The sequence below is a fragment of the Virgisporangium aurantiacum genome (assembly GCF_016863635.1).
Lineage (GTDB): Bacteria > Actinomycetota > Actinomycetes > Mycobacteriales > Micromonosporaceae > Virgisporangium > Virgisporangium aurantiacum.
This window is the reverse complement of the sequence record NZ_BOPG01000024.1, coordinates 260,902-286,323: the sequence shown is the minus strand read 5'-3', so window position 1 is coordinate 286,323 and position 25,422 is coordinate 260,902. Positions and strand designations below refer to the sequence as shown.

Sequence of the window (25,422 nt, the reverse complement as noted above, 5' to 3'; positions counted from 1 at the left end):
GGCATGACCGTCGATGACGACGCCGCGCTGGCCGGCGTGCTCCACGGCATCCACACCGGCGTCCTCGAGTGGCTCGACTGGTACCTGGCCGACCAGGTCGACCCGGCCGCCGTGGCGGCCTTCCGGCACGCGGTCGGCGAGCCGGATCCGGCGTCGGTGACGGCGATGGCCGGCGTCGTCGTGGACCTCGCGTGGTGGCTCGACACGTGCGACGAGGACGAGGTCGACTCCCACGTGGTGGTGAAGGTGCTGGAGAGCGTCGTCTCCGACCTCGACGAACTGCCGGCCGCGCACCGGCGCCGCCTGCTCGACGTCCTCGAAGATCTTGCCGCGGCGGAACCGCACGAGGGGCGCCGCTACGAACTCCGCCTGTTCCCGTTCGCGACCGGGCTGACCGAGGAGGAGTTCGACGACGACCCGCCCGGCCCGCGGGCCTGGGTGCCCCCGGCGGCCAGGTGATCGATTCCGGGTATCCCCGGGCGGGCACGAGCCTACCGTTGACGCATGACAAAGCCCTCGGAACGGTCGCCCAGATCGCCGTCGTCGCGGCATCGTTCCTGGCCGTGGCCGGGCCGGCCGGGGCGGCCCCCACCGGCGTCACGGTGCGATCGGAGACCGGGTGGCAGCCGACCGGCATCCGGGTCGACACCGGACAGACGTTCCGGGTGGGTCACCGGTCGGGCGACTGGACGGTCGGATCCCCCGGCCTTCCCCGGGTCGGACCCGCCGGGTACACGCCCGAGGTCGACCGGCAGATCTACCAGGGCTGCAAGATCCTCACCGACCAACCCTACGGACGCCTGCTGGCCCGCATCGGCGACGGCCCGCCCTTCGTGGTGCCCACGGACACCGCCCTGACCGCGCCCGCCGCGGGTGACGTGGCGTTCCGGATCCACGACGACGACCGTTGCCTCGGCGACAACGCCGGCGCGCTCGATCTGACCGTCGACACCACCACGGCGGCGGACCCGGGCGGGACCGCCACGGTCCTCTACGCCGCGGACTGGTCGTCGGGGCTCGGCGGCTGGGTCGGCCACCCGTCCTGGAAGGTGCTTCGCGGCGTCCTGGTCAACGACGGCACGAGCGGCAGCCTCAAACCGCTTCTCGCCCCCTACGACACCGAACAGCTCGCCGACTACGCGATCGAGGCGAAGATCCGGGTTGTCCGCGGCGGCGGCTGCTGCCGGGTCTTCGGACTGGCGGCCCGGCGCGGCACCGGCGGCGGTGGGTACGCCGGGGTGGTCCGGTGGGACGGCGCGACGTTGATCAGCGAGAACGACGACAACATCCTCGAGTACGGTGAGCCGTTCGCCCCGGAGAGCGAGTGGCACACCTACCGCCTCGAGGTCGACGGCAACGTCGTGACCTTCCTCGTGGACGGCGCCAAACTCAAGACGGTCACCGACAACCGGCACCTGACCGGCGGGCTCACCGGGCTGATCTCCGCGGAGTATCAGCTCGAAGTGGCCACCTACCGCGTCCTGCGACTGAACTGACCGACCGTCGAAAGGGCACCGCGAAGTGCCTTCTGTCCGGCCGCGATCGCGCCGCCTAGCGTCGGATCCATGCACCGCATCCACACCTACACCGCCGCCGAGGCCGGGCTGCTCGTCAACAGCTACCTCGTCGAGGCGGACGACGGGGTCGTGCTCGTCGACGCGAACCTGCTGCAGTCCGACATCGACGCGCTCGACGCGCGGCTCACGGCGCTGCGCAAGCCGCTGCTCGGCGTCTTCGTGACGCACGCGCACCCGGACCACTTCAACGGCCTGCCCACGCTCGCCGCCGACGACGTGCCGGTGTTCGCGGCCAAGGACGTCGCCGACACGATCGCCGCCATCGCCGACGCCAAACGCGAGCAGTGGCAACCGGTGTACGGCGCGGAATGGCCGGCCACCCACCGCGTCCCCGACTCGCTTCTGACCGACGGCGAGAGCGTCGACCTCGGCGGCCTGCGGTTCACGCTGCACGCGGTCGGCGCCGCCGAAAGCCACGCCGACTCCTACCTGACGCTCGGCGACACGGCGTTCATCGGCGACCTGGCGTTCCACGGCACCCACCCGTACACCGCCGACGGTCACACCGGCGCCTGGCTGGCGGCGCTCGACGGCCTCGCCGACCGGCTCGCCGGGCACACGCTGCGGCCCGGCCACGGCGCGCCCGGCGACGTGCGCATGCTGGCCGACCAGCGGCGCTACCTCATGATGTACCGCGAGGTCGTCCGGCGGCTCGCGGCCGGGGCACCGGCGCTGACGGACGGGCAGAAGGCGGAGCTCACCGACGTGATGACGGCGTTCCTCCCCGACGCGCCGCTGTCGTGGATGATCGCCCTCGGCGCCGACGCGGTGGCGGCGGAACTCGCGGGATAGCCGTCACCCGAGGAGGGTGGGCAGCGCTTCCGGGAGGGGCAGCCTACGGAGGCGGTCCGCCGGGGCGCCGGCCAGGTTCCGGGCGGCGCGCAGCTCGTCCGGCATCGTGTCGGCGTGACCGTCCACAAGGGACTGTGCGCCGTTCTCCACCGCCCACACCAGGTGGAGCACCACCGCCAGGCGTCCGAAGGGTCCGCCGAGCGGTCCGTCCCGGCGCGTCCACCGGCGGGCGAGGAACGGGTCGAGGTCGGGGATCCGGTCGACGCCCGCGAACATCGGGTCCGGGCCGGCGAACCGGACCGTGCCGACGTGGCACTGCCGCAGCGCCGCCGTACACAGCAGGCACGGTTCGAGCGTGGTGTACATGACGTGGTCGCTGTAGTCGGCGGGCGGCAGCGTCACCAGGGCGTTGATCTCGGCGTGGGCGAGGCCGCTCGCGCGGAGCTGCCCGGCCGGGCCGGACCGTTCGTTGCGGCGGTTGCGGCCGCGGGAGACCGTGGTGCCGGCTCCGTCGAGAAGCACGGCGCCGACGGGGATGCTGCCGGCCCCGAACGATTCCCAGGCGAGCAGGAAGCACTCGCGCCACGGCGGTTCGAGGCTTTCCCAGGCCGACGTCACGGGTTCCCCACCAGCGCGATCAGCGTGGCGTCGGCCGTGCCGAGCCACGCTCCGCCTCCGCCGCCGGCAGGCTCCACCAGGACCCGCCGGCACCCGTCGAGTTCGACGTAGATCGCGCCGGCGGTGCCGTCGGCCGGATGGGCGACCGCGAACCGGCTTGCCGGCGTGGCGCAGGACGGCGCCGCGATCGTCGCCGTGACCGCCGCGGTCAGAACGGTGCGGCGCTCCTGGGGCAGCACGCCGCCGCGCTCGAACCGACCGACCGGTTTCGCGCCGCCCTGCTCGCTCGTCGGGACGCCGTACACGCAGACGCGCACCCGCGGCGCCGCCGCCAGCGGGTTCTCCCGGACGGCCGGCGGCGGGTTCTGCCGCTGCTCCTGACCGGTGACCCACACCATGTCCGCCCACTCCTGGACGCAGCCGGTCGCGCCGGCCGCCGCCGACACGAGCTCGCGGACCGGAACCGTGGAGACCCGCCGCACCGTCAATTTCCCGACCGCGTTCGCCACCTCGTGACGGACCCCGCCGCAGGCGTCGGCCGGCAGTCCCGGCCGGACCCACCGCCCGACATCGTCGACGAGGGCGAACCAGGTCACGGCCGGCCCGTCCAGGGCGCACCCGTAGTTCTCCTCCTTCGGAGGCGGGGCGTTCGGCAGCCGCACGGCGTCGACGAGCGCGGCCACGCCGTTTTTGGCGGTCGCTCGTCCCTCGATGTTCACGAGGTCCATGCCGCCGTCGGCCCGCTTCTCCGAGATCTGGTCGCACACGACCACGGACGTCGCGTGGAAGTCGGCGCCCAGCCGGGGACGCCGGGTCGGCGCCACCCGCCCTTCGTCGGGGATCGGTGCACCCACCGCGGCGCACGACGTCCAGGCGTCGTTCACCTCGGCGACGCCCGTCGGCACAGGCACGACCGGTTCGCCGGCGTCGGACCCGGTCCCGGTTCCGGCGCAGCCGGCCAGGAGGAGCAGCACGAGCACGGGGATCGCCGGGCGCATGGTGGAAGCCTCCCGCAGGGCGGGGACGGTGGACAAGCTACGGCGGAATTCGCCGGAGGACGGCCTCGGCCACCACCAGGTCCTCCCACGACATGCCGACGCTCTTGAACACCAGCGGCCGGTCCAGGGCGGGCACGGTGCGGCCGGTCACCACGTCGCGCATCGGCACCAGGTCGGCCGGGCGCAGGGCGTTCTCCCCGATGGCGAGGCACACGTCGCCGGCCTCGCGCAGCGCGGTGGCCACGTCCTCGACCACCACGGTCGCCCGGGCGCACAGCGCGGCGGGCAGTTCGCGGGCGTCGGGTTCGTGCGAGCCGACCGCGATCACCACCGCCGCGTCGGCGATCAGGTCGGCGTCGAACAGCGGCGTCCGCGCGGAGGTCGCGCACACGACCACGTCGGCCGCGCGGAGGGCGTCGCTTGCCGCCGGGTCCCCGGCCGCGACCACCGCGGCACCGCCGGGCGGTACCGCGCGTGCCGGGTCACGCGCTATCACGGTGACGCGGAGAGCACGCGGCGCCAGCACCGCGGCGAGCGTCTCGACGTGACCGTGTGCCTGCGGCCCGGCCCCGAACACGACCACCGACACCGGTCCGGGCCCGGTCAACCGGTGCGCGACCGCCGCCACCGAGACGGCAGGCGTGCGCAACGTCGTCAACGCCGTGCCGTCGAGCACCGCGACCAGGCCGAGCGAGCGGGCGTCGAACATCAGGTACGACGCCTGCACCCGGGGCAGCCCGCGCGCCGGGTTGTCCGGCGCCATCGTCACCACCTTGACGCCCACGTGCGCCGCGCCGTCGGACGGCATCAGCAGCAGCTGCCCGGAACCCACCGGCACCCCGTGGCGCGGCAGGTCGGTGGCCGGGTCGAACCCGGTCCGCAACGCCGCGGTGACGGCCCAGACGGCCGCGGCCGGTCCACAGGCCGCGAAGACCCCCTCGGCGTCGACGATCCGCGGCGCATTCACCGCAGGATTGTCGCACCACGGGCGAGGAGTTCGCCGGTCACCAGCAATGCGGCCGCGCCGGGTTCGTGGCGGCCGCGGCGGTGGACCAGGTCGAGGCGGCGGGCACCGACCGGTGGGCCGTCGACGACGCGCACGCCGGGCACCTCCGCCGGGAGGGCCAGCGCGGGCACGATCCCGGCCGCCAGCCCGGCCGCGACGACGGCGAGCACGGCCGGGAACTCCAGGCACTCGTGCGGGCGGTCGAGCACGACGTCGTGGTCGGCGGCGACCCGGTCGAGGACGCGCCGCGCGGCCGAGTCGGGCGGGCCGTCGACCCAGGGGCGGCCGAACAGCGCGTCGAGGCCCGCCACCGGTCCCCAGTCGGCCGGGACGACCACGCGGTACGGGTCGTCGAAGAGCCGGGTCGCGGTCAGGCCGCGCAGGTCGGCGTGCGGGTCGGCCGCGTCGGTCTCGGTGATGAGCAGGTCGAGGCCGCCGGAGCGCAGAACCGCGCGGCCCGGTCCGGGCTCGGTCTGTCTGATGTGGACGGTGAGGCCGGGCGCGGTCGTCGCCAGCGCGACGGCGGCCGGGGCGACGATGTGCCGCACCGCGGTCGGGAACGCGCCCACCACGACGGGCCCGCTGACCTGGCCGGTGAGCGCGGCCAGGTCGTGCTCGGCGGCGGCGAGCACATCGGTGAGCCGGGCGGCGTGGCGGGCCAGCAGCCGGCCGGCGGCGGTGAGCCCGACCGACCGCCGGCCGCCCAGGCGGGACCGGTCGAGCAGGGTCACGCCGGTCTCGGCCTCCAGCCGGGCGATGTGCTGGGAGACCGCCGACGGCGTCAGGTGCAGCACGGACGCGGCGGCCAGCACCCCGCCCGCGTCGGCCACCGCGCGCAGGACGACGAGCCGGCGCGGGTCGATTCGCATTCAGTTACGCTACATGCCGTGTGAAGAATCATTCGCTGGTACTGAACGCGTGAGTGCGCGACGATTCATGCATGACCGAGTACCGGGCGTCGTTCGACGCCGACGTGACCTTCCTCAACGGCGGCGGCCTGCAGGCGCAGGGCTTCAAGCTCGACGTCCCCGGTGCCGACGTCGACGCCGACACGCTCGCCGACCTGTTCGTCCGTCACCTCGGCCTGCTGATGGTCGGCGAGGTCCGGCTGAGCGACGTCCACGTGGTCGCCGAACCGCACCGCGGCCCGCGGAACACGGTCCCCCCGAAACCCACCGACCGCGGTGACCGGCTCGTGGAGCTCAGCCACGTGATCACCGCCGGCATGACGACCTACCCCGGCCTGCCCGGCCCCGAGATCACGCCGCACCTGACCCGCGCGGCGTCCCGCGACCACTACGCGCCCGGCACGGAGTTCACGATCGACCGGATCAGCATGGTCGGCAACACCGGCACGTACCTGGACAGCCCGTTCCACCGGTACCCCGACGGCGTCGACCTGGCCGGCCTGCCGCTGGACGCGGTCGCCGACCTGGCGACGGTGGTCGTGCGGCTGACCGGCAGCGGCGAACGCGGGATCGGGGCGAACGCGGTCGCGCCGTACGACGTGGCCGGCGCCGCGGTGCTGCTGCACACCGGCTGGGACCGGAACTGGGGCACCGACGCCTACGGACCGGACGCGCCGTACCTCACCGCCGAGGGCGCGACCGCCCTGGTCGAACGCGGCGCCCGGCTGGTCGGCATCGACAGCGTGAACATCGACAACGCCGACGGTCGCGAGCGGCCGGCGCACTCGATCCTGCTCGCGGCGGGCGTGCCCGTGCTGGAGCACCTCACGGGTCTCGACCGGTTGCCGGCCACCGGCGCGCGCCTGCACACCGCTCCCCCGCGGGTGGCCGGTTTCGGCACGTTCCCGGTGCGTGCCTACGCGCTGCTGCCGTGATCGTCGAGATCATCGGCTGGGTGGGCGCGGGCACCCTGCTGCTGGCCTACGGGCTGCTGTCCGCGAAGCGGATCGGCGCGGGCGTCACCTATCAGCTCCTGAACCTCGCCGGCGCGGTCGGGCTGGCGGTCAACGCGGTCGCGCACGGTGCCTGGCCGTCGGCCTGCCTCAACCTGATCTGGCTGCTGATCGGGCTGGTGGCGCTGCGTAAGGAACGGTCGCAGCTTCACCGGGTCGGCGACGAGGTAGACCCGGCTGATCAGCCCGTCGGTGACCGCGACGGTCAGCACGTGGGTCCGGGTCACGTACCCGACGACCAGGCCGGGCTGGCCGTTGACCTCGACCGGTGACGCGGTGAACGCCCGCGGCCTCCGGTAGACGGCGGCGAACAGGCGCGCCACCTTGCGCACGCCGAGCACCGGACGCAGCGCCGCCCGCACCCGGCCGCCGCCGTCGCTCCACGCCTCCACGTCGGTGTGCAGCAGGCGTTCCAGCGCCGACAGGTCGCCCCGGCGCGCGGCGGCGGCGAACGCGTCGACGAGGCGCGACGTCTCGGCCCGGTCGGCGGAGAAGCGTGGGTGGCCCGACAGCGCCTCGGCGGCCCGGTGGTGGAGCTGGCGGCAGTGCTCCGGCGGCCGGCCGACGATCCGGGCGATCTCCGGGTAGTCGACGCCGAACGCGGTGCGCAGGACGTACACCGCCCGCTGCGGCGGGGTCAGCCGCTCCATCAGGTGCAGCACCGCGATCGACAGGTCGGACGTGTCGACCGTGCCGAACGGGGACGGGTCGGTGGCCACCGGTTCCGGCAGCCACGGGCCGACGTACGCCTCCCGGGCCCGCGCGCGCAACCGGTCGACGGCGAGCCGCGTCACCACCCGGGTCAGGTAGCGGCGCGGCTCGTCGACGTCGGTCCGGTCGGCGCGGGACCAGCGCACGAACGCGTCCTGCAGCACGTCCTCGGCGTCGTGCCAGCTGCCGAGCAGCCGGTACGCGAGGGCGCGCAGGAACGGCCGGTGGGCGAGGAACGCCTCCGTCACACCGGCGGTTGTGCCCTGGCGGTCACCGCGATCCGGTTCCACAGGTTGATCATCCCGATCGCCACCACGAGGTTGACGGCGCCCTCCTCACCCCAGTGCTCGACCGCGCCGGCCCACGTCCCGTCGGATACGCCGTGCTCGCCGAGGCGGGTGACCTCGTCGGTCAGCGCGAGCGCCGCCCGCTCCCCCGCGTCGAAGAACGGCGCCTCCCGCCAGGCGCCGAGCGCCATCAGCCGCCGGACGTCCTCCCCGTCGGCGAGGGCCTCGCGGGTGTGCATGTCGAGGCAGAACGCGCAGCCGTTGATCATCGAGGCGCGCAGCTTGAGCAGGTGCAGCACCTGCTTGTCGACATGGTCGCGGGCGTAGGTCTCCACGCCGGTGAGCGCCCGGTAGGCGTCCGGAAATCTGTTGATCGCGAATCGACGGGTCATGCCGGCACGACGGCCGGGCGACCGGCCCCGTGACAATGCCCGGGGTGACGCCGGTCACTCCTCGAGCTTCTTCACGACCTTCTCGGTCGCCTTGCGCAGCGGCCCGCTCCCGCCGACCACCAGCAGCGCCGCGATCAGCCGACCCTTGAAACTCGCCGGTCGCCGCTCGACGACGACGTGGATGTCGCTGCCCGCGCCGTCGGGCTTCACCGTGTACAGCCACGAGCTGCCCGGCTGCCACGTGTTCGACTCGGTGGTCTCCACCCGCACGGTGCCGGGCGTGGACCAGTCGTACCGGTTCCGCTCCCACACGCCACCGGCCAGCGACGAGCCCTCCGTGACGTCGGCCGAGTCGGTGCCGACCTCGTGCACCTTCAGGTGCTGCTCGTCGATGTTGGGCCACAGTTCGGCCCGCTTCGGCGAGAAGTCGGTGAGCGCCGCGATGAACCGCTCCGGTGGAACCGAACCGCTCTTGACGTTGAACTCGACCCGTGCCATCGAAGGCCCCAATCATCTGTGTACGCGACCGATCTAGGGTATTGGCATGAGCGGTTGGGCGGAGCACGCGATCTGGTGGCACGTCTACCCGCTGGGATTCACCGGGGCGCTGCACGCCGGGCCCGGCCACCGCCTCGGGCAGCTGGTCGACTGGCTCGACTACGCCGTCGAGCTCGGGGTCTCCGGGCTGCAGCTCGGGCCGGTCTTCGCGTCGCACACGCACGGCTACGACACGGTCGACCATTTCCGCGTCGACCCCCGGCTCGGCGACGACGCCGACTTCGACGCGCTGGTCGCCGCCGCCCGCGGCCGTGGCCTGCACCTGCTGCTCGACGGCGTCTTCAACCACGTCGGCCAGGGGTTCGACGCGCCCGACCACTGGTTCCGCCGCAACGGCACCGGCGAACGCGACGTGTTCGAGGGCCACGGCGGCCTGCTCGCCCTCGACCACGACCAGCCCGAGGTGCTCGACCACGTGGTCCGCGTGATGCGGCACTGGCTCGACCGGGGCGCGTCGGGCTGGCGCCTCGACGCCGCCTACGCGGTGCCGCCGGCGTTCTGGCGCAAGGTCCGCGACCGGCTCCCGGACGCCTGGCTGGCCGGCGAGGTCATCCACGGCGACTACGGCGCCTACCTGCGCGAGAGCGGCCTCGACTCGGTCACCCAGTACGAGCTGTGGAAGGCGACCTGGAGCAGCCTCAACGACCGGAACCTGTTCGAGCTCGCGTGGGCGCTGGACCGGAACAACGGCGTGCTCGCCGACGGAGTCCCGATGACGTTCCTCGGGAACCACGACGTGACCCGCATAGCGACCCGCCTCGCCGACGAGCGGCACCTCGGGCACGCCCTGGCCGTGCTCTTCACCGTGGCCGGCGTCCCGAGCGTCTACTACGGCGACGAACAGGCCTTCCAGGGCGTCAAGGAGGACCGCGCCGGCGGCGACGACGAGATCCGCCCCGCGTTCCCGGCCACGCCCGCCGGCCTGGCCCCGTACGGCTGGCCGGTCTACCGGCTGCACCAACGCCTCATCGGCGTGCGCCGCCGCCACCCGTGGCTGACCCGCGCCCGCACCGAACCCGTCCACCTGACCAACACCGCGGCCGCGCTGGCGTCCACCGCCCCGGACGGCCGCATCCTGACCCTGCTGAACATCGGCGACACGCCGGCGGACCTCCCCGTCGACGCGACCGGCCTGGAGATCCTGGAGTCCGACACTCCGGCGGATGGCCGCGCCCCGACGGCCGTCCCCGCCCACGGCTGGACCATCCTCGGCTGACGCCGGTCGGCGGCCGGTGTCACTCCGCCGGGCGCTGCGAGGTCGTTAACTCGTGCCGGTACCGCGCCGCGCCTTCCGGGTCGCCGGTGCGCTCGCACAACCCGGCGAGTCGCTCGAGGGAACGGGCCCGCTCGAGCGGTGCCCCGAGATCGGTCACGATCCTCAACCCGGCCAGCGCATGCTCGACCGCCCGGTCGTACCGGCCCTCGGCCTGCCGTATCTCGGCGAGGTGGCCGTGACTGCGGGCGATGCCGAGTTGGTCGTCGTACGCCCGCAGGATCGCCAGCGCGCGTTCCTGGTGGTCACCGGCCTCGGCCCAGGATCCGCGGCGGCCGTACAGGTCGGCGAGATCGCCGAGGCAGTACGCGACCCACCGTCGGTCACCGAGCGACTCGAACGTCGCGCGGCTGTCCCGGAAGGCCTCCTCGGCAGCGGAGTCCTGTCCCTGGTTCAGCAGGGTCGTACCGAGGTTGCTCAACGCCAACGCCTCGCCCCGCCGGTTGCCGCAACGGCGGAAGAGCGCGATCGCCGCGTCCAGGGTCGCGGCCGCGTCGGCCATGCGACCCTGCTCCCGGCGCACGGCTCCGAGACCCGCCAGCGCCTGCGCCTGCCAATCCGTGTCACCGGCCGCCTCGAGGAGGTCATGGGCCCGCCGGTAGCTGTCGGCGGCCTCGTCCAGGGCGCCCTTCTCGCGTCGTACCGCGGCCCATCCGAGCAGGACGCGGGCGTACGCGTAGTCGTCGCCGGACCCGGCCGCCGCCGTGAGCACGGCCCGGGTCACGCGCTGCCAGCCGGTCCAGTCGCCGACCATCTGCAGCAGCGCCGGCAGAAGCACGACCAGCCGCCACGCCGCGTCGGCGGTGTCCGGTGCGGCGAGCCGCTCAGCGAGCGTCAGCAGGGTTTCCCGCTCCGTCCGGAACTGCGCGAGCGCGTCCTCCGGCGTCCTCGCGTCCGCGGTCACGCCGCCGTCGCCGGCCGGGAGGACTCTCGCGTTGATCCGCTCCACGAGACCGCAACAGGCGTCCGCGGCGCGCCGCACGGCGGCCCGGCGCTCGTCGTCGCCGGCCTCGGCCGCCCGTTCCGCCGCGAACAGGCGGACGAGATCGTGCAGCCGGTAACGACCGTCCCGGGCCGCCTGCACCAGTTGTGCCCGCACCAGGCCGCGGAGTGCCGCCTCCGCCCGCGGCGCGTCCAGGCCGGCCAACGCCGTCGCGAGCCACGGTGCGAACGTGACCGGACCGATCGACCCCAGGAGGCGGAACACGTACTGCTGCACCGGTTCCAGCGCGGCGTAGCTGACGTTGACGCTGGCCCGTACCGCGCGGTCGCCGATGCTGAGTTCGTCGAGCCGGCGGGACTCGTCGGCCAGCAGTTCGCTGTACGACCGGGCGTCCAGGTGCGGATCGACCAGCAGCCGGGCGCCGGCGATCCGCACCGCGAGCGGCAGCCGCCCGCAGTGCTCCACGATCTGGCGGGCCTGGTCGGACAGCCCACGCGCGCGCGGGCCGGCGATGTGCCGGAGCAGGCGCGCGGCCGCGGCGGGCGGCAGCGGGTCGAGCGCCACCGGCAGCGCACCGTCGATGCCGACGGGGGCGGCACGTGCGGTGATGAGCACCGCCGCCGTGGGAGCGCCCGGCAACAGCGGACGGATCTGCCGTTCGTCGGCCGCGTTGTCCAGTACCACCAGCACCCGTCGGCCGTGCAGGAGCGACCGGTACCGGGCCGCCCGTTCGTCCAGCGACTCCGCGATGTCGCCGTCGCGCAGCCCGAACGCGCGCAGGAACGCGGCCAGCGCCTCACCCGGGTCACCCGGCTCCGTCAGGTTTCCCCGCAGGTCCGCGTACAGCTGCCCGTCCGGGAAGGCCTCGACGAGCCGGTGCCCGGCATGCACGGCGAGCGCGGTCTTGCCGACGCCCGGCGGCCCGTACACGGCGACGACCGACACGCCACCGGTCCCGCGGCGACCCGGGCCGAGCGCGGCCAGCAGGGTCCGGATCTCCGCGCCCCGCCCGACGAAGTCCGGAACGTCCGACGGAAGCTCGTGCGGTACCGCACGCCCCCGGTCCGGGCTCGGCCGCCCCGGAAACCGCGCCGGCTCCGTGTCGCCGTCCGCCGTCGCCCGATGTCCGCCCGGATACGCGGCTGTGGTCGGGCGGGACGGGTTCCGGTCGACGGCGGCGAGAAGCTTCTCCCGAGCCACCGCTTCGGTGACGCCGACCAGGTCGACGTACACGCGGGTGGCCAGCATCCCGGGCGGCTCGCACGGTTCGATCCGCACCGGGAGCAGCAGACCGTGTTCACCGCTCGGGTCCCTGGCGAACGCCGTCCGCCACTCCGCCTCGCCGAATGCCGAGCCGAGATACGCCGGCGACAGCACCGCGATCGTGCGTCCCGACGTTGCGGTGGCGTGCTGCATCCGGTGGACGAAGTCGGTGCCCGGACGAAAATCGAACGACTGGACGAACGTGCTGTAGCCCACCCGCTCGAGTTCCACGGCGATCCACTCCGCCCACCGGCGATCCGCCGACGCGTACGAGATGAAGAAGTCCCGCGCCGGCTGCGCCCTCATCAGTCAAGGTTACGGGGTGTAGGTGGGTCGCTACGATCCAGCCCGACTGCGGCGCGCGGCGAGTGGATAGGGTGATCTTCGTGGGGGTCATCGGGTTCGATCATCTGGTGTTGGTGGCCTGCGACGTCCACGCCACGCTCGACTGGTACCGGCGGGTGCTCGGTGCCGAGGTGCGCGACCTGGCCGCCTGGGAAGCGGGCGCGGCCGAGTACCCGGTGCTGCACTTCGGGTCCTGGAAGATGAACGTCCACCCGGCCGGCGGCGACCTGCGTCCGCGTGCCACCGTGGCGCGGCCCGGCACGCTCGACATCTGCCTGGCCTGGGACGCCGGCGTCGACGCCGCGCACCGGCATCTGCTGGCCCACGGCCAGGTGATCGAGTTCGGGCCGGTCGGGCAGGACGGCGCCCGTGGCGCCGGGAACAGCGTCTACACCAGGGATCCGGACGGCAACCTCGTCGAGCTCATCTGCTACGGCTGACCGCCGGCCAGCCGTTCGACGGCCAGCGCGGTCGCGGCGGTGACGTCGGCGAGGCGGCCGTGGTCGAGGGTGGCGGGCAGGTCGGTCGGCTTGTGATAGTGCGGGTTGCGGAAGTTCGCCGTGTCGGTGATCTGCACCGCCGGCAGGCCCGCCGCCCAGAACGGGACGTGGTCGCTGCGGCCGAAGTCGCGCGTGAAGGGGACGGTCCGGGCCAGGACGGGGCCGAGCACCGGCAGGTCTGTCGGCGTCCGGAGGAGCACCGTCGCGGTCGGGCCGGCGAGGTGGGCCAGCGCCTCGGCGAATGTCACGGCCAGCGCGCGGCCGGACCGCCGGTAGAGGACCGCGGTGAAGTCGGCGCGGTCGGCGTTCGCGCGGATCCGTTTCACCTGACCGGGATAGAGGAGACCGATGCCGGGCGGCAACTGCTGGCTGCCGGGTTCGGTCGACGAGTAGGCGAGCATCTCGAACACGTACGCGCCGACGACCGGGCGGAGCTCGGCCTTCAGCTGCTCGACCAGGCGGTAGGCGCCGAGGAACCCGAGCTCCTCGTGGTCGACGGCGGCCAGCACCACGGTCCGCTCGAACGACACCGGGCCGAGCAGGCGGGCCAGCTCCATCAGCGCGACCACGCCGCTGCCATTGTCGTCGGCCCCGCCGGTGCCGGGGACGGTGTCGTGGTGGGCGAGCACCACCACCGCGTCCCGGATCCGTCCCTCCTTGACCGCGACGACGTTGACGCCGGGGAGGTCGGCCCGGGCCAGGGTGGGGCCGTAGTTCTCGCCGTCGACCCAGTCGTGCGTGTCGCGGACCCGGAAGCGGTCGAACGTGGCCGCGAACCCGGCGGCGCCGAACGCGTCGAGGAGGGCGTTGTCGACGGCGACGATGTGGTCGGGGTGGTGCGAGCGGACCCGCGGCGCCGGCAGGCCCGCCAGCGACTCCCGGAGCCGCGATTCGTCGGTCTCCGCGCGGAGCGCGAGCAGTCGCCGCGCCAACTCCGGGGCAAGGGGACGCAGGTGAGGCTCTGCCGCTCCGAACATGGAGAGACCCTAGCCGGTCCATATAGCGGGATTTTCTTCCCGAACTTCGGGACGCCGATCTACGGTCGGAGCATGCCAGACGCTGTCTACACCCACGGCCACCACGAGTCGGTCCTGCGGTCGCACCGGTGGCGCACCGCGGAGAACTCCGCCGCCTACCTGCTGCCGCACCTGCGTCCCGGGCAGTCGCTGCTCGACATCGGCTGCGGCCCGGGCACCATCACGCTCGACCTCGCCGCGCGCGTGGCGCCCGGCCGGGTCACGGCGGTCGAGGTGACGCCCACCGCACTCGACCTGGCGCGGGCCGAGGCCGACCGGCGCGGGGTCACCACGGTCGACTTCGCCGTGAGCGACGTGCACGCCCTCGACTTCCCCGACGACACGTTCGACGTGGTGCACGCCCACCAGGTGCTGCAGCACGTCACCGATCCGGTGCGGGCACTGCGGGAGATGCGCCGGGTCTGCCGGCCGGGCGGCGTGGTCGCGGTCCGCGACGCCGACTACGCGAGCTTCACCTGGTACCCCGAATCGCCGGAACTGGACGAGTGGAAGACGCTGTACCGGCGCACCGCCTACGCCAACGGCGGCGAGCCCGACGCCGGCCGTCGCCTGCTCGCCTGGGCCCACGCGGCCGGCCTCACGGCCGTCACACCGACCGCGACCGTCTGGTGCTACGCGACCCCGGCCGACCGCGCGTGGTGGGGCGGCCTGTGGGCCGACCGGATCCTCCACTCCGACCTCGCCCGCAGCGTCCTCGCCACCGGCGCCGCGACAGAGTCCGACCTGCGCCGGATCTCCGCCGCGTGGCGCGCCTGGGCCGCCGACGGGGACGGCTGGTTCGCGCTGGTCAACGGCGAGATCCTCGCCCGCGCCTGACGGTCATCGGGGCCGGCCGAAGAACAGCAGGTAACCGTCGGCGTCGGCCACCTCGAAGCCGCGCAGCCCGTCGTCGGTGTCGGCGAGCGGCGCGGTGAACTCGACACCGCGACCGGCGAACTCGGCGGCGAGCGAATCGGGGTCCGGCACCGTGACGAAGGCGTCCCACCGGGCGTACGGGTGCCGGGTCCGGTTCGGGAGTGGCTGCACGGTGTCGTCCACGACCTTGAGCAGGAACTGCACCCCGTCGCGCCGGACGGTGGCGAAGAACGGTTCCGGGTCGGGCGCGGTGAGCGTCACCTCGAATCCGAGCCGGTCGGCGTAGAACCCGAGTGCGCGCGGCAGGTCGCTGACGATGAAGAACGGCGAAACAGAAGTCATCGGGCCAGCATCCCGACGCCGGCTGGACATCGACTGGACGCCATGTCGCGGACCGCCTGTCGCGGACCGCCTACCGCGGGCGGCCGAAGAACAGCAGGTAGCCGTCGGCGTCGGCCACCTCGAAGCCGCGCAGCCCGTCGTCGGTGTCGGCGAGCGGCGCGCTGAACGCGACGCCCCGGCCGCCGAACTCGACGGCGAGCCCGTCCGGGTCGGGCACGTAGACGAAGGCGTCCCAGCGGGCGTACGGATGGCGGTCGCGGTTCGGTCGCGGTCCCACGCCCACGACCTTCAGCAGGAACTGGGCGTCGTTGCGCCGCACGATGGCGAAGAACGCCTCCGGATCGGGCGCCATCAGGGTCACCTCGAACCCGAGCCGGTCGCGGTAGAACTCCACCGCCCGCGGAAGCTCGTCGACGATGAAGAACGGCGACGCGGCGCCGACCCCGCCGGCGTCGTCGACGCGGTCACCGAATTCGCGGAACCGGTGCGGCGGGACCATCGTCGCCTGGCCGTCGGCGTCCAGCGCCGCCGCGTCCAGCGCCGCGGTGTGCGCCGCCGCCAGCTCGGGCCCGGGCTCGACACCGAGGTCGTCCACCAGCCGCCGGCGCACGGACCGGTAGACGTCGAAGGCCTGCCACCGCTGGCCGGTCCGGTGCAGCGCCCGGATCAGCAGGGCGTGCGCCCCCTCGTCCAACGGGCTCTCCGCCACCCACTGCTCCAGCATCCGCAGCACCTCGACCGCGGCGCCGGCCGCGATCATCGCCTCGGCGTACCGGGTCCGCGCCACCTGCCGCTCGCGGAACAGCATCACGACCGCCGGATGCCCGGCGAGCGCCGGCACGTCGGCGAGCGGCGGCCCCTGCCACAGGTCGATCGCCGAGCCCAGCAGCGCGGAAGCCGCGCCGGCCGCCGCGCCGGCGGCGACGAGGCGCCGGAACTGCTCGACGTCGACGCTGTCGCCGGGCAGCCGCAACGCGTACCCGTCACCCACCGCCGGCAGCACCGTGCTCGCCCCGCGCGCCGGCCGGTCCGGCTCCAGCACCTGCCGCAGCCGCCTGACGTGGGTGTGGATCACGTTGGCCGCGGTCGGCGGCGGCGCGGTCGGCCACAACGCGTCGACCAGTTCCGCCCGCGTGACGGGCCGCTGCCCGGCGAGGGCGAGCAACCCGAGCACGGCCCGCTGCCCCACCCGACCCAGCGGCAGTGGGGTGCCGCCGCGCCACGCCCGTACCGGTCCCAGGACGCTGAGGCGGATGTCACCCCCCATTCCGGCAACCTAACACCGCCCGCCGGAGCCCCCACGCCGCAACGCGGAAGCGCCCGCTCATGGGGGCATTTCTGCTGATACGCCTGAAGGAAAGGAATGTGCAAGGTCCGGCGAATAGCGTCCGAGGCCCCCCGATCGACAGCACAACGGAGGTACGCATGGACGCCCGCACCGCACCGAGGTCCCGCTCGAAGGCCACCGCCACACGCGTCGGCGCTGTCGGAGCCGCGCTCCTGGCGGGGTCGGCGTTCCTGGCGCTGGGCGCCGGCACGGCGAGCGCCGCCCCGGCAGACGCCGCCACCGTGGCCCGCCCGGCCGACGTCCAGGTCAAGGCGGACTGCTTCACCCCCATGGCCGTCAGCTACGACTACACGAAGAGCTGCGGCGGCGGTGCGTACGTGATCTTCCACTTCCTCGGCTCGTCCTCGTGCGGTGTCGGGGGCCAGGGCGCCATCTACCGCTTCGCGCGCGGCTACTACAGTGCCGCCACCGGTCCCGTCACCCTCCCGCAGGCGCAGACCCCCTGTGCCTGATCGATGACAGCGGACGACACCACGGGCGTCACTCGACGCGGTCGAGCAGGGCGAAGAGCACCTCCGCCGCCGCGCGGGCGGCGAACGTGGTGTACCGGGCGGACCAGTGCGGGCCGAGGTGGTCCATGACGCCCTTGACGACCAGCCAGCGCGGCACCTCGGCCCGGTGGGCGGCGGACGCGACGGCCGCCGCGTCCAGGTCGACCGCGGCGATCCCGCGCAGGCCCGCGCCGCGCAGGCTCACCCAGGTTCCGAGGTCGGCCACCATCCCGCTGCCGCTGGCCATCGGCGCGACCAGAAGCCGGAACGGAAGCCGCCGCGGTCCCTCGACGTCGTCGTACGACCGGCGCCGCACCAGTTCCGCGCCCGCGTCGGTCATCGCCAGGGTGCCGTCCCCGTGCCGGGTGACCAGGTCGGCGGACTCGAGCCATTCCAGCCGCGTCGCCGACGTCGCGGTGGAGAGGTACCGGACGCGGTCGGGATGCGACAGTGGATCCTCACCCGCGCGCAGCCGCTCCAGTGTCCACAGGAGGGCGTCGATGTCGGAGGGCGGGCCGTTGCTCGGCAGGCGGGTCGGGTCGAGGTCCCGCGCCGCGCCGACGAGGTCCGGATCCAGGTCGTACCGCCGGTGGTCGACGGCGCGGCCGTCGGGGAAGATCTCGTACGCCCGGTCCGCGACGACGACGTCCCCCGGCGTGGTGAGCGCCGGATCGCCCGCGCACACCCCGCACAGCGCCAGGCAGGCCGGACGCAACCGGTCGGCCAGGCGCTCGGCGACCGCGCCGGTCTCCCACGAGCCGCTGCCCGTCGGATCGACCACCGCCATCGACAGTTCCCGCCCGTCCGGTGTCCGGCGCACCCCCCACAGGTACGGCGTGTCCGTGTCGGCGTCACGCTCCGCCCACGCGGTCGGGTGGAAGGCCGTCGCCCGCACCGCCGCGAACTCCTCCCACCGGGCGGTCATCACGAGGACGTCGACCCGGTCCGTCGCCCGCGGTTCGGCGACCGCCGGAGCCGGTTCCCGGGCCGGAACGATCGTGTCCACCTCGGCGAGCGGCACCGGCCGGCCGAAGAACGGCCCCTGCGCCAGCACGAATCCCCGGCGCGCCGCCGCGTCCCAGCCGTCGGCGGTCCCGACCCCGGCTGCCAGCGTCCGGAGTCCGAGTGCCCGCGCCTGTTTCACCACGGTCGATTGGGCAACCGGACCGGCGCGCTCGTCGATCTTCACGACGTCGAGCGGCAGCTGACGCAACATGGCCAGCGACGAGAACCGCACCCCGAAGTCGAGCATCACGTCGACGCCCGTATCGCGGAGCCCCGCGAGCCGGTCGACCACCTCGGCCGGCAGGCCGCGCAGGGTCCGCTCGCCGAGGTCCAGCATCAGCCGCGCCCCCGGTGCCCGGTGCTCCGCGAGCCGCGCCGTCACGACGTCGACGAACGCCGCGTCGCGGACCATGCGCCCGGAGACCCTGACGACGACCGCCAGGTCGGCGCGGACCGCGAGGACCTCCAGCGCCTTGCGCAGGACGACGTCGGTGAACCGTGGATCGTCCTCGACCGCCGTCATGAACTCCGACAGGGGCAGCACCCCGCGGTCCGGATGCCGCCACCGGATCAGCGCCTCGACGGCCACCGGCGCGCCCGACGCCACGTCCACGATCGGTTGGTACAGCACGGTGAACTCGTCGTTCGCGAGGGCGCGGTCCAGGTCCGGGGTAGCGGTCTCGGGCGGGCCGAACGCCGCCACGTAGACGGTCTCGGCCGGCGGGCCGGCCAGTTCGACGGCGTCCAGCCGGTGCCACTCCGGCGTCGTGGCCGGATCGTCGTGGTACAGGGTCGAGGAGACCGCGACGACGAGGCCGGTACCGGCGCGATGCAGTTCCCGGCTCAGCAGGACGCGGGTGGCCTGGATCTCGTCGTCGGACAGCACGACCCGGTAGCCGGGCGCGTCCGGGCCGCCGAGCCGCGACACCAGGATCGCCACGACGTCGGCGGGCGTGTACGTATGGTCGGCGCCGGTGGGCAACAGGATCGTGGACCCGTCGCGCATCTCGGCGCCGGGCCGGCCGGCCACCGCCGTGATCGCGTCGAGGAGGCGGTTGCCGGCCGCCGTGTCCGCCGGGTCCGCCGGTGTCGCCGCGACCACGATCCGGCGCGAGCGCCGCGACGACCCGTCCGGTTCGGGGATGTCCTCGACGGCGATCGGACCGTGCGGCCGGTACGCGCCGACGCGCCGGCTGCGCCGGTCGGCGATGTCCCAGGCGAGCGTCCGCATGCTGCCCTGGTTGTCGAAGCCGGGGCCGCGCTCGGCGTGGATCCGCTCGACGCGGGCCCGCAGCGCGGGCAGCACCTCCTCGTCGACGGTGAGGTCGAGGGTGCTGAGGCTCTGCAGGACGAACCCGAGCAGGAACTCGGGATCGTAGTCGGGGAACTCGACGCGGTTCGCCTCCGGGAAGTGGTCGCCGAGCCCGCCCAGCCGCAGCACGTCGGCCGTCCCCTCGGCCCGTCCCGAGAGCACCACCACCAGCTGTCCACTGTGGACTCCCAGCTGCCCGGCCAGCTCCCCGATCATCTCCTCGGTAAGGTCGTCGGCGTGCCGGAGGTACAGCACGCCACCGACGGCCCGCTCGACATCCGACAACGTGAGGTCGACGGCCGTGACCGTGTGCAGGTGGCCGTCGGGGAGCAGGCCGAGGTCGCGGCAGATCGCCCCCACCAGCCGCGCGCTGGTGGACTTTCCGGTGCCCTTGTTGCCGGTGAACACCAGGTTCGGCGGCGTCCCGGTCGCGAGGGCCGTCCGGAGCACCCGGTCCAGGCGGCCCGACACGGCGGGGTTGCCGACCCGGCCCATCAGGTCCCGGTAGGCCGCCACGGCGGCGAGGGGATCGTCGGTCGGCGCGGGCGGCCGGGCGGCCAGGGGCCGCCGGCGGATCGTCCGGTCCAGGCTCGCGGTGGCGAGAATCCGGGACGCGTCGGGCAGCGCCACCGTCGCCATCGCGGTGACCGGCGCGGTGTGGGCGCTCGCCTCCACCCGAAGGAGCGACCCGTCCGCCGCCCAGAACCGGATCGTCATGTCCTCGCCGGCGCTGGCGAACGTGCCGTCCGGCAATGGATGCACCGTGTTGACGGCGCCCTCGTGCCCGGTCAGCACCCGCTGTGACCCGGTGCGCGGGTCGGTGATCCGGACCGTGGAGTCGTTGCCGGCACTGAGAATCAGCGGACCGTCCGATGTGGACAGCACGGCCAGGTCGGTGACCCGCCCGTCGTGCGCGGGGAACGCGAACAGCGACACGTAGGGCTGCAACCACAGCTTCCCGGTCCGGCCGCCGAGGATCAGCACCTCCTCGCCGTCGAGGACGGTAGCGGCGATCGCCACCGCTGTGTCGTCGACCACGATCTCGTGCCACCGGTCCGTCGACGGCTCCCACCGGTGGACCATCTCCTCCCCCACGGCGGCCCACAGGAACCGCACCCTGTTCGCGTCGGTGGCGACGGTCAGCGATCGCACCCGTCCGGCGACCGTCCTCGACTCCCGGAGTTCGCCGGTCGTCGGATCCCACAACCGGATCGTCTGGTCGATCGAGGCCGACGCGAGGACCGGTCGCCGGTCGAGGTCCAGCGTCACCAGGGTGTGGACGGCACCCTCGTGACCGGTCAGCGGCGCGCCCACCGGTTCGCCGGTGGCCGGGTCCCACAGGCGGATCGCCCGGTCGTCGCCCGCGGAGGCGAGCAGCGTCCGGCCGTCGGGCGCGGTGACGGCCGTCAGCGCCCGCACCCCGCCGGTGTGTCCGATGTGGACGGTCGGGCCGTCGGGCGCGGTGGGTCCGTCCGGCGCGGGCCGGTCGGCCGTTCCGTGGATGTGCTCGCCCGCCGGGTACAACCGCCGCAGCGCGGTGGGGCTGATGAGCGCGAACGCGCCCGTCGCCGCACCCGGCCGGCCGTCGGGGTCGGGGATCAGGGCGCGGAAGGCACGGGTCGCGGTTCCGGCGTCGCGTTCGATGCGTTCGGACACCCGGGTGAGAAGGTCCACAGTGGACGCCGCGTCGGCGCGTCCGAGCCCGTCGAGCAGCGCCTCGCGGACACCGGGCAGGAAGGAGTACCGGCCCGGCACACCGGCGACGGGCGTCAACAGTCCACTGAGGACGATCTCGGCCAGGTCGCCCGGCGCGGTGTGCCCGATGACGGTCCGCTGGATCAGGTGCATCAGCGGGACGGCCGGCGTGGTGGTCGCGAGGCAGCGCATGAGCCGGACCGCGGTCGGCGACGCGCCCGCCCGGAACTCGCGCACCAGTTCCAGGGGCGGCACCGCGTCCGGCTCGGACACCGCCGACGCGGCCATGCCGCGCGCGGCCATGTACGCGACAGCGGCCGGGTCGAGCGGTGCGCCCGAGGCGATCAGTGCGGCCCATCCGGCCAGCCACTCCGGCCGCAGTTCCAGCACCGGCACGACGACGTCGCCCGGTGCCGGGTTCGGCATGCCGTCGTAGGCCGTGAAGCGGGTCTGGACATTCGGCGCGCACGGCGCGGGCGCGGTGAGGCGACCGACGGTCGCCGGTGCCGCCGTGCGCTCCCACAGCCGCTCGGGCAACGGCTGCAGGATCGCGACCGGCCCGTGCCCGCCCAGCCGGTGCAGCATCGCGGCGACGCCGCCGGCGTGCCACGCCGGCCCGCTGCAGTCGCTGACCACCAGCGCCACCTGCCGCCCGTCGGGTCGGACGAGCGCTGCCGCGTCCCGGTGCGAGAGGCCGCCCGCCGGAACCAGCCGGTCGCCGTGCAGGTCCCAGACGGTGACGTTGCGGAACGTCCCCGACTCGATCAGCGTCTGCCGCAACTCGGCGAGCAGCTGGTGCCACATCGCCATCGACGGGCCGGTGTCGAGCACCAGCGCCAGATCCAGCCACCGCCGGCTCGCCGGCCGCACGACGGGGAGCCACGTCCGCCGATCGACGGCCCGGTCGACCGCGCGGTCGGCGGCGCCGTCGGCGGTGGCGGCCTCGTCGACGACGTAGCGGCGCGGGTCCGGCACCCGCCGCGCCAACGGGCGCAGCGCCCGCTGCAACGGCAACCGCGGGCCGAGGGCCGGCGCCGCCGGAGCCAGCAGGCCCGCGACCCCGGCACCCGGCGGCCCGTCGCCGTCGCCGGCGGGCAGGTGCAGCGGCACCGCCGGCTCGGGCGCCGGCGCCGGTGCGGCGGACGGCGGTGCGGGCGGCGGCGTGAGCTCCAGCGCCGGGCCGGGGTCACCGGCCCGCGTCGGCGTGACGACACCGGTGGACCGCACCGGCTCGACGGCGGCCGGCGCACCGACGTGCCCGGCCAGCCACAACACCTCGGCCAGCTCCCGCGGGCTCGGATCCGCACCGGCCGCGACCAGCGCCGCCCGCAACCGGTCGACCCGCGGACCGGGCAGCGGCGCGCCGGACGATGGCGCGCCGGGCGGTGGCGCGCCGGGCGGTGGTGGCGGACCGTCAGCCGGCATCGGCGTCGGGCAGCGGGGTCGACAGGTACGGCATCAGGTCGGCGGCCAGGGCGCGCTCGTCGGTGGCGCCCGTGACCTGGGTCAGGTAGATCGCGTTCAGCAACTGGTCGGTCGCCAGTTCGCCGGCCGAGCGGCGGACCAGGAACTGTTCGATCACCTCGGCCGAGTGCTCGACCATGCCGGGCAGGTGCGCGGCGATGATGCGGTTCAGTTCGGCGCCGGTCGGTTGCGGGATCGCCACCGTGATGCACCGCCGCAGGAAGGCCGGCGGGAACTCGCGTTCGCCGTTGCTCGTCATCACCACCAGCGGGAACGCCCGGCAGGTGACGCGGCCGCCGGTGATCGTCACCCGTTCGGTGCCGCCGGCGTCGAGGACGTCGGCGGTCGGCGCCGACGCGCGGACCAGTTCCGGGATCTCGTAGCTGCCGTCCTCGAAGATGGTCAGCAGGTCGTTGGGCAGGTCGAGGTCGCTCTTGTCGATCTCGTCGATCAGCAGGACCCGGGGACGCGGGTACGGCAGCATCGCCGTCCCCAGCGGGCCGAGCCGCAGGTAGTCGCCGATGTCCTCGGCGGCGTCGGCGCGGCGGTTGGCGTCCTGCAGGCGGCCCAGCGGGTCGTACTGGTAGAGCCCGTCGCGCAGCGTCACCTGGCTGCTGATCGACCACCGCAGCACCGGGCCCAGCGACAGTTCGTGCGCCACCGCGTAGGCCAGCGAGGTCTTGCCGGTGCCGGGCGGGCCGGTCACCAGCAGCGGCCGCCGCAGGTACAGCGCCGCGTTGACCTGCTGGACCGTGCGCCGGTCGGGCCGGTAGGTGACGGCGCGCACCACGTCGGCGTGCGCGGTCGACGGCGGCGGCGACGGGAGCGCCGGCTCGCCCCGGAACACCCGCCACGGCGGCGGGGCGGGCAGGTCGTCGATCCGGTCGTGCGGCTCGCCCGTCCCCGTGAAGATCCACCAGTCCGTGGTCGGTTCGGTCTGCGTCATGCCGCCCCTCGTCCCGTGCCGGCCATCCGCAGCGGCGGGGCCGCCGGGCGCTGCCCGGGCGGGTCCCACAGCAGGGTGACGGCGTGTCCGTCGTGGTCGTCGTCGTCCGTGACGCCCGCTTCCGACCGCAGCCGGCGCACGGTCTCCGGAAGGTCCATCCAATCACCGGCGCCGATGCGGCCGGCCATCCGGGCCCGGAACCGCCGGCCGGGGCAGTCGGCGGGCACCGAGCTTCCCGGACACTCCGGCGGGCACGGCGACCGGCGCCAGAGGATGGCCGGGATGCCGCTGTCGAACGCGGCCCGCAGCGCCGGATGGGTCGCCGCCGGCTCGGGCGGGGTGTCCAGCGCGAGCATCGCCCGCGAGGCGTGCAGGGCGAACATCGCGGCGAGCCGGGACGCGTCGACGGTGTCGCCGCAGCCGATCCAGTGCACGATCTCGTCGGTGGTCCCGGCCGTCCGCAGCACCGTCCAGCGCCGGTCATGCTCCCAGTCGGGGACGCGTTGCTGCGCGCGGGCCAGGTCCCGGACGGTGACCGGATGGCGCCAGCCGACCTGGACGACGCTGCCCACGCCGAGCGTCCACGTGTCGACGGGCATCGACAGCGAGCCGCGCGGCAGGATGAACTCGACCGCGACCTGCGCACCGCGCGGCACGTGCCCGCCGATCGCCTCCGGCAGCACCTCCTGCACGCGGGCCCGCAGCCGGCTCCGGGCGACCACCTCGTGGCAGACCTCGGCCAGCGCCCGCCCGCCGTGCCGCACCCGCACCCCCAGCAGCACGTTGCGCTGCCCGGATCCGCTGCGCGCCACCTGCACCGAGACGGTGACCGGCTCCTCCACCGGCGGCGCCGCGTCGTCGGCCGCGTCGGCCCGGAGGGCCTGCCGGAACGAGGCGAGCACCGCCGCGATCCGGGCCACGCTCACGCCGTCCAGGTAAAGCCCTTCCGCGAGATAGGCCGCGACCTCGTACGCGGTACCGGCCGCTGCGAGCGCCCCGGCGTCCGGATCCGGACCGCCGTCCTCGTCGACCACCCGCACCGCCGCGGTCCGCGCCCGGTCGACGGGCACCGCGGCCAGGTCGCGCCGCAGCTCGGCGTGCGCGGCGGCGGTGAGGGGTCCGAGCGGGAGCAGGTCGGCGAGCGGTTGCCAGTGGTGCGCCAGCCGGGTGACGGGGAGCATGTGCCCGAGCCGGTCCGCACCGACGGCCGCGGTGATCATGCCGACCACTTCGCCGCTGGACGCGAGCGCGACGGCCGCTCCGCTGTAGCCCTTGGCCACCGACGGACCGTGCGCCGCCCGGCTGTGCACCTGGATCCACTCGCCCTCCACGAGGAACCGCGCGGTGGTCGCCCGCACGGTGGCGATCCGGGCCAGTCCGTCCGGGGTGGCCGGGAAGCCCATGACGATCAGGTCGCGGGGCAGGTCGAGCGCGTTGCGGGCGGCGAACCGGGCGGGCGTCACGTCGACGGCCGCGGCGAGCCGGAGGACGGCGACGTCGCCGTGGCCGTCACCGTCGCGCTGCCACGGCCCCGCGAACTCGACGGTGGCGGGGACCTCGCCGAGGCCGGGCCGGGCCGGCAGCCGCACGGTCGGCCGGGCCATGCCGTCGACGACGTGCGCGGCGGTCATCACCCGGTCGGGGCCGATCAGGAACCCGGAGCCGCTGCCCGAGAGCCCGTCGGCGTCGAACACCTGCGCAGGCCACTGGTCGTCGTTCACAACCATCCCCCGGGCTCGGGCA

22 protein-coding genes and 1 pseudogene are annotated in these 25,422 nt (G+C 74.4%); 9 read left to right on the top strand and 14 right to left on the bottom strand.

Going from position 1 to position 25,422, the window contains the following annotated elements; genetic code table 11:
* The first annotated feature begins 3 nt into the window (after window positions 1-3).
* The 3 genes from Vau01_RS19760 (at window position 4) to Vau01_RS19750 (ending at window position 2,369) form a co-directional block, all read left to right on the top strand.
* Window positions 4-459 (top strand): hypothetical protein, encoded by a 456-nt coding sequence (locus Vau01_RS19760; RefSeq protein WP_203994827.1) that lies wholly within the window; start codon window positions 4-6, stop codon window positions 457-459.
* A 38-nt stretch (window positions 460-497) separates the two neighbouring features.
* Window positions 498-1,496, top strand: a complete 999-nt coding sequence (locus Vau01_RS19755) for a LamG domain-containing protein (RefSeq protein ID WP_203994825.1) — start codon at window positions 498-500, stop codon at window positions 1,494-1,496.
* A gap of 69 nt (window positions 1,497-1,565) precedes the next feature.
* Entirely contained in the window at window positions 1,566-2,369 is an 804-nt protein-coding gene (locus Vau01_RS19750) for an MBL fold metallo-hydrolase (RefSeq protein ID WP_203994822.1), read from the top strand.
* A gap of 3 nt (window positions 2,370-2,372) precedes the next feature.
* Here the strand turns inward: Vau01_RS19750 and Vau01_RS19745 are convergent, their stop codons facing one another.
* From Vau01_RS19745 to Vau01_RS19730, 4 genes are read right to left on the bottom strand one after another with little or no spacing between them, the layout of a single operon-like run.
* On the bottom strand, window positions 2,373-2,987 hold the full coding sequence (locus tag Vau01_RS19745) for a nucleoside deaminase (RefSeq protein ID WP_203994817.1): 615 nt from the start codon (window positions 2,985-2,987) through the stop codon (window positions 2,373-2,375).
* The gene (locus tag Vau01_RS19740) at window positions 2,984-3,985 is read right to left on the bottom strand and encodes a hypothetical protein (protein WP_203994816.1); all 1,002 of its coding nucleotides are present in this window, start codon (window positions 3,983-3,985) and stop codon (window positions 2,984-2,986) included. The genes Vau01_RS19745 and Vau01_RS19740 overlap by 4 nt, the downstream gene beginning before the upstream one ends.
* Window positions 3,986-4,022: 37 nt before the next feature.
* The gene (locus Vau01_RS19735; protein WP_239151712.1) at window positions 4,023-4,952 is read right to left on the bottom strand and encodes an ornithine cyclodeaminase family protein; all 930 of its coding nucleotides are present in this window, start codon (window positions 4,950-4,952) and stop codon (window positions 4,023-4,025) included.
* Entirely contained in the window at window positions 4,949-5,860 is a 912-nt protein-coding gene (locus Vau01_RS19730; RefSeq protein WP_203994814.1) for a LysR family transcriptional regulator, read from the bottom strand. The genes Vau01_RS19735 and Vau01_RS19730 overlap by 4 nt, the downstream gene beginning before the upstream one ends.
* A gap of 71 nt (window positions 5,861-5,931) precedes the next feature.
* Here Vau01_RS19730 and Vau01_RS19725 point away from each other — a divergent pair, with 71 nt between their 5' ends.
* Window positions 5,932-6,834, top strand: a complete 903-nt coding sequence (locus Vau01_RS19725) for a cyclase family protein (protein ID WP_203994812.1) — start codon at window positions 5,932-5,934, stop codon at window positions 6,832-6,834.
* Window positions 6,831-7,184: a CBU_0592 family membrane protein gene (locus Vau01_RS65685; RefSeq protein ID WP_444546033.1), complete on the top strand. Its 354-nt coding sequence runs from the start codon at window positions 6,831-6,833 to the stop codon at window positions 7,182-7,184. The genes Vau01_RS19725 and Vau01_RS65685 overlap by 4 nt, the downstream gene beginning before the upstream one ends.
* Here Vau01_RS65685 and Vau01_RS19720 read toward each other — a convergent pair.
* The 3 genes and pseudogenes from Vau01_RS19720 to Vau01_RS19710 all read right to left on the bottom strand — a co-directional run.
* A pseudogene (locus Vau01_RS19720) lies at window positions 7,113-7,871 on the bottom strand (sigma-70 family RNA polymerase sigma factor); the annotation flags it as partial. The gene Vau01_RS65685 and the pseudogene Vau01_RS19720 overlap by 72 nt on opposite strands.
* Complete coding sequence (locus Vau01_RS19715; protein ID WP_203994808.1) at window positions 7,868-8,302, bottom strand: carboxymuconolactone decarboxylase family protein; 435 nt, start codon at window positions 8,300-8,302, stop codon at window positions 7,868-7,870. The pseudogene Vau01_RS19720 and the gene Vau01_RS19715, both read right to left, overlap by 4 nt.
* Window positions 8,303-8,356: 54 nt before the next feature.
* Window positions 8,357-8,800, bottom strand: coding sequence for a hypothetical protein (locus Vau01_RS19710; RefSeq protein ID WP_203994806.1), 444 nt, complete (start codon window positions 8,798-8,800; stop codon window positions 8,357-8,359).
* A gap of 46 nt (window positions 8,801-8,846) precedes the next feature.
* Here Vau01_RS19710 and Vau01_RS19705 point away from each other — a divergent pair, with 46 nt between their 5' ends.
* Window positions 8,847-10,076 (top strand): alpha-amylase family glycosyl hydrolase, encoded by a 1,230-nt coding sequence (locus Vau01_RS19705; protein WP_203994801.1) that lies wholly within the window; start codon window positions 8,847-8,849, stop codon window positions 10,074-10,076.
* Window positions 10,077-10,095: 19 nt separating this feature from the next.
* Here the strand turns inward: Vau01_RS19705 and Vau01_RS19700 are convergent, their stop codons facing one another.
* Complete coding sequence (locus Vau01_RS19700; protein WP_203994800.1) at window positions 10,096-12,645, bottom strand: ATP-binding protein; 2,550 nt, start codon at window positions 12,643-12,645, stop codon at window positions 10,096-10,098.
* 80 nt (window positions 12,646-12,725) lie between these two features.
* Between Vau01_RS19700 and Vau01_RS19695 the strand changes: the two genes are divergently transcribed.
* Window positions 12,726-13,124, top strand: coding sequence for a VOC family protein (locus Vau01_RS19695; protein ID WP_203994798.1), 399 nt, complete (start codon window positions 12,726-12,728; stop codon window positions 13,122-13,124).
* Here Vau01_RS19695 and Vau01_RS19690 read toward each other — a convergent pair.
* A complete protein-coding gene (locus Vau01_RS19690; RefSeq protein ID WP_203994796.1) occupies window positions 13,115-14,161 on the bottom strand; it encodes a M20/M25/M40 family metallo-hydrolase in 1,047 nt (348 codons plus the stop codon). The two genes, Vau01_RS19695 and Vau01_RS19690, sit on opposite strands and share 10 nt — an antisense overlap.
* 72 nt (window positions 14,162-14,233) lie before the next feature.
* Between Vau01_RS19690 and Vau01_RS19685 the strand changes: the two genes are divergently transcribed.
* Complete coding sequence (locus Vau01_RS19685; protein ID WP_203994794.1) at window positions 14,234-15,037, top strand: methyltransferase domain-containing protein; 804 nt, start codon at window positions 14,234-14,236, stop codon at window positions 15,035-15,037.
* Window positions 15,038-15,040: 3 nt separating this feature from the next.
* Here the strand turns inward: Vau01_RS19685 and Vau01_RS19680 are convergent, their stop codons facing one another.
* Both Vau01_RS19680 and Vau01_RS19675 read right to left on the bottom strand, forming a co-directional pair.
* Entirely contained in the window at window positions 15,041-15,418 is a 378-nt protein-coding gene (locus tag Vau01_RS19680) for a VOC family protein (protein WP_203994792.1), read from the bottom strand.
* Between the two features lie 70 nt (window positions 15,419-15,488).
* On the bottom strand, window positions 15,489-16,685 hold the full coding sequence (locus tag Vau01_RS19675) for a BTAD domain-containing putative transcriptional regulator (RefSeq protein ID WP_203994790.1): 1,197 nt from the start codon (window positions 16,683-16,685) through the stop codon (window positions 15,489-15,491).
* Window positions 16,686-16,843: 158 nt separating this feature from the next.
* Between Vau01_RS19675 and Vau01_RS19670 the strand changes: the two genes are divergently transcribed.
* On the top strand, window positions 16,844-17,218 hold the full coding sequence (locus tag Vau01_RS19670; RefSeq protein WP_203994788.1) for a hypothetical protein: 375 nt from the start codon (window positions 16,844-16,846) through the stop codon (window positions 17,216-17,218).
* A gap of 28 nt (window positions 17,219-17,246) precedes the next feature.
* Here Vau01_RS19670 and Vau01_RS19665 read toward each other — a convergent pair whose 3' ends face one another.
* The 3 genes from Vau01_RS19665 to Vau01_RS19655 are packed head-to-tail and all read right to left on the bottom strand — an operon-like array spanning window position 17,247 to window position 25,400.
* Window positions 17,247-22,694, bottom strand: coding sequence for an SAV_2336 N-terminal domain-related protein (locus Vau01_RS19665; protein ID WP_203994786.1), 5,448 nt, complete (start codon window positions 22,692-22,694; stop codon window positions 17,247-17,249).
* Window positions 22,684-23,679 (bottom strand): AAA family ATPase, encoded by a 996-nt coding sequence (locus Vau01_RS19660; RefSeq protein WP_203994783.1) that lies wholly within the window; start codon window positions 23,677-23,679, stop codon window positions 22,684-22,686. The genes Vau01_RS19665 and Vau01_RS19660 overlap by 11 nt, the downstream gene beginning before the upstream one ends.
* Complete coding sequence (locus Vau01_RS19655; protein WP_203994781.1) at window positions 23,676-25,400, bottom strand: VMAP-C domain-containing protein; 1,725 nt, start codon at window positions 25,398-25,400, stop codon at window positions 23,676-23,678. Before Vau01_RS19655 ends, Vau01_RS19660 begins: the two co-directional genes overlap by 4 nt.
* Window positions 25,401-25,422 lie beyond the last annotated feature (22 nt).